The organism is Spirillospora sp. NPDC000708, assembly GCF_040299565.1.
In the GTDB taxonomy this organism is placed as follows: domain Bacteria; phylum Actinomycetota; class Actinomycetes; order Streptosporangiales; family Streptosporangiaceae; genus Spirillospora.
Genome location: NZ_JBEPCJ010000055.1, coordinates 44,526 through 50,752 on the forward strand (window position 1 = coordinate 44,526; position 6,227 = coordinate 50,752).

Here is a 6,227-nt window from a genome sequence, read left to right on the forward strand (position 1 = left end):
GGGTCCCGAGCGGTCATGCGGGCGTCGGGGCGGCGCAGCCGGGTGCGGCGGCCTGGCTCTGCGCCGGACGGCCGATCGTCGGCATGCCCAGCGAGACGCCCTTCGGGCCCTCGCCCTGGCGCGCCTCCCACGCGTCGCCCGCCCGCGTACGGCGGACGCCCTGGACCGGCTTGTCGGCCACCAGATGGTGGGGCGCCGCGTAGGTCACCTCCACGGTGACCATGTCGCCGGGACGGACGGGCTCGTCCGGCGCCCGGAAATGGACCAGGCGGTTGTCGGGCGCGCGGCCCGACAGGCGTCGGGTCTCCTCGTCCTTGCGGCCCTCCCCCTCGGCCACGAGGACCTCGAGAGTGCGGCCGAGCTGCTTCTTGTTCTCCGCCCAGGAGATCTCCTCCTGGAGGGCGACCAGCCGCTCGTACCGCTCCTGGACGACCTCCTTGGGGAGCTGCCCGTCCATGGTGGCCGCCGGCGTCCCCGGCCGCTTGGAGTACTGGAACGTGAACGCCGAGGAGAACCGCGCCTCGCGCACCACGTGCAGGGTCTGCTCGAAGTCCGCCTCGGTCTCGCCCGGGAAGCCCACGATGATGTCCGTCGTGATCGCGGCGTCCGGGATGGCGGCGCGCACCTTCTCGATGATGCCGAGGTAGCGCTCCTGCCGGTAGGACCGGCGCATCGCCCGCAGCACAGCGTCCGATCCGGACTGCAGCGGCATGTGCAGCGACGGCATGACGTTGGGGGTCTCGGCCATCGCCGCGATCACGTCGTCGGTGAAGTCCTTGGGGTGCGGCGAGGTGAACCGGACCCGCTCCAGGCCGTCCACGTTCCCGCATGCGCGCAGCAGGCCCGCGAAGGCGGACTGGCCGCCCTCCGTCATGGCGCGCACCTCGTCGGGCGCCGCCGCCAGGGCGCCGAACCCCGAGCCGTAGGCGTTGACGTTCTGCCCCAGTAGCGTGATCTCCAGCACGCCCTCGCCCACCAGCGCCTCGACCTCGGCGAGGATCTCGCCGGGCCGGCGGTCCCTCTCCTTGCCGCGCAGCGACGGGACGATGCAGAACGTGCAGGTGTTGTTGCAGCCGACCGAGATCGACACCCACGCGGCGTAGGGGGACTCGCGGCGCGTCGGCAGCGTCGACGGGAAGGTCACCAGCGACTCTTCGATCTCGACCTGCGCCTCGCTCTGCACGCGCGACCGCTCCAGCAGCGCGGGCAGCGACCCGATGTTGTGGGTCCCGAACACCACGTCCACCCAGGGGGCGCGCTTGACGATCGTGTCGCGGTCCTTCTGCGCCAGGCAGCCGCCCACGGCGATCTGCATGCCCGGGTGACCGTCCTTGACGGGCCGGAGATGGCCCAGGTTCCCGTAGAGCCGGTTGTCGGCGTTCTCCCGCACCGCGCAGGTGTTGAACACCACCACGTCGGGCTCCGCCTCGCCCGCGCGCACGTAGCCGGCCGCCTCCAGCAGCCCGGACAGCCGCTCGGAGTCGTGGACGTTCATCTGGCACCCGTAGGTACGGATCTCGTACGTGCGGGGGCTCGTCTCCATAGGCGCACTCATGACAGTCCCCAAGCGTACGCGCCGGAGGGTGCGCGCCGGGCATGGATGATCACTCTGCGACGCGTCATCTACCCGCCGAACTGCGCAGTCGTGATCGGATCGGTACCGCTACGGAACCAACGGGCGCAATGGGATGACGTAGAGTCCGACCGCATGACGGACAGCGAAGGCGGGCCCGACCTGACCAAGGGGCAAGGGCCGGAGGACGCCATCACGCAGGCCGCCGCAACCGGCACGGGACCGCTCGTCGTGGTCGAGCACGTCCACAAGCACTTCGGCGAGCTGCACGTGCTCAAGGACATCAACCTCACCGTGGACCGCGGCGAGGTCGTCGTCGTCATCGGCCCCTCGGGCGGCGGCAAGTCGACCCTCTGCCGGTCGATCAACCGGCTGGAGCCCATCGACGGCGGCCGGATCCTCGTCGACGGCAAGGAACTGCCCAAGGAGGGCAAGGAGCTGGCGCGGCTCCGCGCCGACGTGGGCATGGTGTTCCAGTCGTTCAACCTGTTCGCCCACAAGACGATCCTCGAGAACGTCACGCTCGGCCCGGTGAAGGTCCGCAAGCAGGGCAAGCAGGAGTCCGAGAAGCACGCGATGGAGCTCCTGGAGCGCGTCGGCATCGCGAACCAGGCGGCCAAGTACCCCGCCCAGCTCTCGGGCGGGCAGCAGCAGCGCGCCGCGATCGCCCGCTCCCTCGCGATGCGGCCCAAGGTGATGCTCTTCGACGAGCCGACCTCGGCGCTCGACCCCGAGATGGTCAACGAGGTGCTCGACGTCATGACCGGCCTGGCCCGGGAGGGCATGACGATGATCGTGGTGACCCACGAGATGGGCTTCGCCCGCCGGGCCGCGCAGAAGGTCGTGTTCATGGCGGACGGGCAGATCGTGGAGGAGAACACTCCCGACGAGTTCTTCACCAACGCGCGCACCGACCGCGCGAAGGACTTCCTTTCCAAGATCCTCACGCACTGAGCCGCGGGGCTCCGGCAGAGAAGCAGAGGTGTGACGAGCAATGCGATTCAAGCGTTTCGGCGCTCTGATCGGCGCGGGCCTGGCCCTGTCGCTGGCCGTGTCGGCCTGCGGCAGTGACAAGGAGAAGACCGAGGCCAAGACGGTCGTCCAGAAGGCCAAAGAGGACAAGAAGCTGACGATCGGCATCAAGTTCGACCAGCCCTCGCTCGGGCTGAAGAAGCCGGACGGCACGTTCGCCGGCTTCGACGTCGACGTCGCCCGGTACATCGCCAAGCAGCTCGGCGTCCCCGAGAGCGGCATCACCTTCAAGGAGACGACCTCCGCGAACCGCGAGTCGTTCCTCGGCGGCGGCCAGGTCGACCTGGTGGTGGCGACCTACTCCATCACCGACGCGCGCAAGCAGCAGATCACCTTCGGTGGTCCGTACTACGTCGCGCACCAGGACACGATGGTCAAGGCGAGCAACACCAGCATCAAGAAGGCCCAGGACCTCAAGGGCAAGAAGCTGTGCCGCGCCGCCGGGTCGAACTCGTTCCGCCGCGTCACCGAGCCGCCGCCGGACGGCAAGCTCAACATCAAGGGCGTCACGCTGGTCGACGCCAACAGCTACTCCGACTGCGTGAGCAAGCTGAAGGCCGGCGCCCTGGACGCGGTCAGCACCGACGACCTGATCCTCGCCGGCTTCGCCGCGCAGCAGCCCGGCCAGTTCAAGGTCATCAACGACCCCTTCACCGACGAGAAGTACGGCGTCGGCATCAAGAAGGGCGACAAGGAGACCTGCGAGGCCGTCAACGCCGCCATCCAGAAGATGTACACCGACGGCAGCGCGAAGACGTACCTGGAGAAGAACTTCACGGGCACGGGCCTGAAACTCGCCACGACCGTCCCGCAGATGGAAGGCTGCGCCTGATCCCAGGCTGAGGCTCCCCCTCGGCCGGTGCCTCCCCGGAGACGCGCTCCCGGGGAGGCACCGGCGTGGACTCGACCGGCTGGAACGCTATGGAACAGCTAAGCAATGTTTGACTTCAGCGCCTTCTTCGACCACTTCGACGAGATCCTCCAGGGGTTCTGGGCGACGATCCGCCTGGCCGCGGCGTCGGCGGTCCTGTCCCTCATCATCGGCACGCTCCTCGCGAGCTTCCGGGTCTCCCCGGTGCCGGTGCTGCGGTCCTTCGGCGCGGGCTACGTCAACATCGTCCGCAACACCCCCCTGACCCTGGTGCTGCTGCTGTGCGCCCAGGGGCTCAACGACACGCTGCACCTGACGTTCTCGTCGAACTCCTCGACGACGTACTACTGGTGGGCGGTCCTGGGCCTGTCGGGCTACACCGGCGCGTTCGTCTGCGAGACGCTGCGCTCGGGCATCAACACGGTGCCGCTCGGCCAGGCCGAGGCGGCGCGGTCGATCGGGCTGACCTTCACCCAGTCGCTGCGGATGATCATCCTCCCGCAGGCGTTCCGCTCGGTGATCGCGCCGATGGGCAGCATCCTCATCGCGATGATCAAGAACACGACGGTGGCGGCCGCGGCCAGCTACGCCGAGGCGGCGCTGGTCAGCAAGACGCTGCTGGACGCGCCGACCTTCACCGGCGGCGCGATCCCGCTGTTCATCGGGGTGGCCGTCGGCTTCATGATCCTGATCCTGCCGACCGGGTTCTTCTTCGGCTGGCTGGCCAAGCGGATGGCGGTGGCGCGATGAGCAAGGAAGCGACGGTCCTCTTCGACGCCCCCGGCCCGCGGGCGCAGGCGCGCAACCGGGTGATGACCGTCGTCTCGGCGGTCGTCCTGCTGGCGATCTTCGCCGCCCTCGTCTGGCGCTTCAAGGAGAAGGGCCAGTTCGCGGGCGAGCTGTGGAGCCCGTTCCTGAAGTGGACGGTGTGGAAAGAGCTGATCCTGCCGGGCCTCGGCAACACGCTGAAGGCCGCCGCGGTCGCCGCCGTGCTGGCGATGCTGTTCGGGATCGTGTTCGGCCTCGGCCGGCTGTCGGACCACTGGTGGATCCGGATCCCGGCGGGAGCGGTGGTCGAGTTCTTCCGCGCGATCCCGCTGCTGATCCTGATCTTCCTGGCGTTCTTCGTACCGAACAAGATCAGCCCGTCGATCGCCGACTCGCAGTTCGGCACGCTCCAGCGGCTCCTGGTGGACGACTTCTTCTCGCTCTTCGGCGTGAAGATCAACGCCGGCGTCATCGTCGTGCCGGCCTTCGCCGCGGTCGTGTTCGGCCTCGTGCTGTACAACGGCTCGGTGCTCGCGGAGGTCGTGCGGGCGGGCGTGCTGTCCATCCCGAAGGGGCAGGCGGAGGCCGCCTACTCCATCGGCCTGCGCAAGAACGGCGTCATGCGGCTGGTGCTGCTGCCGCAGGCCATCCGGGTGATGATGCCGGCGATCGTGAGCCAGATCGTCGTCCTGCTCAAGGACACCGCGCTCGGGTTCATCATCGCCTACAGCGAGCTGCTCAACGCGGGCTTCAACCTGATCCCGGCGAACTACCACAACAACAAGATCCAGGCCGGGATCGTCATCGCGGTCATCTACATCGCGATCAACATGGCGGTGAGCCGGTTCGCGACGTGGCTGGAGGGCCGCGGCCGCCGCAACCGCAAGACCGGCGGAACGACGCTCGGCGCGGGGGGCGGCACACCACCGGCGCCCGGCATGTCGGTCAAGGACGTGACCGCGGGCGAGATGGGGTCCGCGGCGATCTGACCTGCGCCGGGAGCGGGCCCGACCGCTCCCGGCCGCCTCGCGGGGCGCCACCGGTCTCCGGTGGCGCCCTCCGCTTTCCCGGCCCCGGACCGCCCGCGCGGCGAAGGGGCGCCGATCACCCGTGACCGGCACATATCTTTCCGAAGTCAAAGCGCCCGTCATGGCCCCAACCGATCCCCGTATGCGGGACGATTCCTGGTATGACCGCTCGTGTTACCCTCCCCTACGGCTCCTGGCCTTCCCCCATCTCCGCGGCCGATGTGGCCCGCGCCCGGCTGCGCCTCAGTTTCCCCACCGTCGCGGGTGATGACGTGTGGTGGCAGGAGACCCGACCCGAGGAGGGCGGGCGGACGACGGTCATCCATCTCAAGGGCGGGCATCGCACCGAGGTGCTCCAGGCTCCATGGGACGCCCGCACGCGCGTCCACGAGTACGGCGGGCGGTCATACCTGCCGGTCCGTACCGCCGACGGCGTGTCGCTGGTGTTCTCCAACTACGAGGACCAGCGCCTCCACCGGCTGGACGAGGGCGACCCCAAGCCGTACCCGCTCACCCCGGAGCCCGCCGTCCAGGCGGGGCTGCGCTACGCCGACTACGTGCTCTCCCCCGACGGCACCGAGATCTGGTGCGTGTGCGAGGGGCACATCGCCGAGCCGCCCGAGGGCGGGGGCACCGCCGCCGGGATCCGCCGCGCGATCGTCGCCGTCCCCCTGGACGGGAGCGCCGCCGACGACGCCGGGGCCATCCGCGAGCTGGTGACCGGCGCGCACTTCTACGCGTCGCCGGCCCCGTCCCCGAGCGGCGGGCACCTCGCCTGGGTGCAGTGGAACCACCCCCGCATGCCCTGGGACGGCACCGAGCTGCGCGTGGCGGCCATCGAGGACGGCACCACGGTCGCGCCGCGCACCGTCAAGGGCGGCCTCACCGAGTCGGGGGGGGGGGCGCGGGGGGGGGGGGGCGGGGGCGCCTACAGCAACACCCACAAGCCCCCCCG

Annotated in this window: 5 protein-coding genes and 1 pseudogene; 5 read left to right on the top strand and 1 reads right to left on the bottom strand. The window is 69.7% G+C overall.

From position 1 onward, the window contains the following. Window positions 1-13: 13 nt before the first annotated feature. Complete coding sequence (gene miaB, locus ABT299_RS32300) at window positions 14-1,543, bottom strand: tRNA (N6-isopentenyl adenosine(37)-C2)-methylthiotransferase MiaB (protein ID WP_387031246.1); 1,530 nt, start codon at window positions 1,541-1,543, stop codon at window positions 14-16. A gap of 261 nt (window positions 1,544-1,804) precedes the next feature. Here miaB and ABT299_RS32305 point away from each other — a divergent pair, with 261 nt between their 5' ends. The 5 genes and pseudogenes from ABT299_RS32305 to ABT299_RS32325 all read left to right on the top strand — a co-directional run. Continuing rightward, on the top strand, window positions 1,805-2,527 hold the full coding sequence (locus ABT299_RS32305) for an amino acid ABC transporter ATP-binding protein (protein WP_307799460.1): 723 nt from the start codon (window positions 1,805-1,807) through the stop codon (window positions 2,525-2,527). Window positions 2,528-2,567: 40 nt separating this feature from the next. After that, window positions 2,568-3,437, top strand: coding sequence for a glutamate ABC transporter substrate-binding protein (locus ABT299_RS32310; RefSeq protein WP_190856222.1), 870 nt, complete (start codon window positions 2,568-2,570; stop codon window positions 3,435-3,437). Window positions 3,438-3,542: 105 nt separating this feature from the next. After that, complete coding sequence (locus ABT299_RS32315; protein WP_190856223.1) at window positions 3,543-4,226, top strand: amino acid ABC transporter permease; 684 nt, start codon at window positions 3,543-3,545, stop codon at window positions 4,224-4,226. Continuing rightward, on the top strand, window positions 4,223-5,233 hold the full coding sequence (locus ABT299_RS32320; RefSeq protein WP_190856224.1) for an amino acid ABC transporter permease: 1,011 nt from the start codon (window positions 4,223-4,225) through the stop codon (window positions 5,231-5,233). The genes ABT299_RS32315 and ABT299_RS32320 overlap by 4 nt, the downstream gene beginning before the upstream one ends. Before the next feature lie 200 nt (window positions 5,234-5,433). After that, window positions 5,434-6,227, top strand: a pseudogene (locus ABT299_RS32325) (hypothetical protein); the annotation flags it as partial.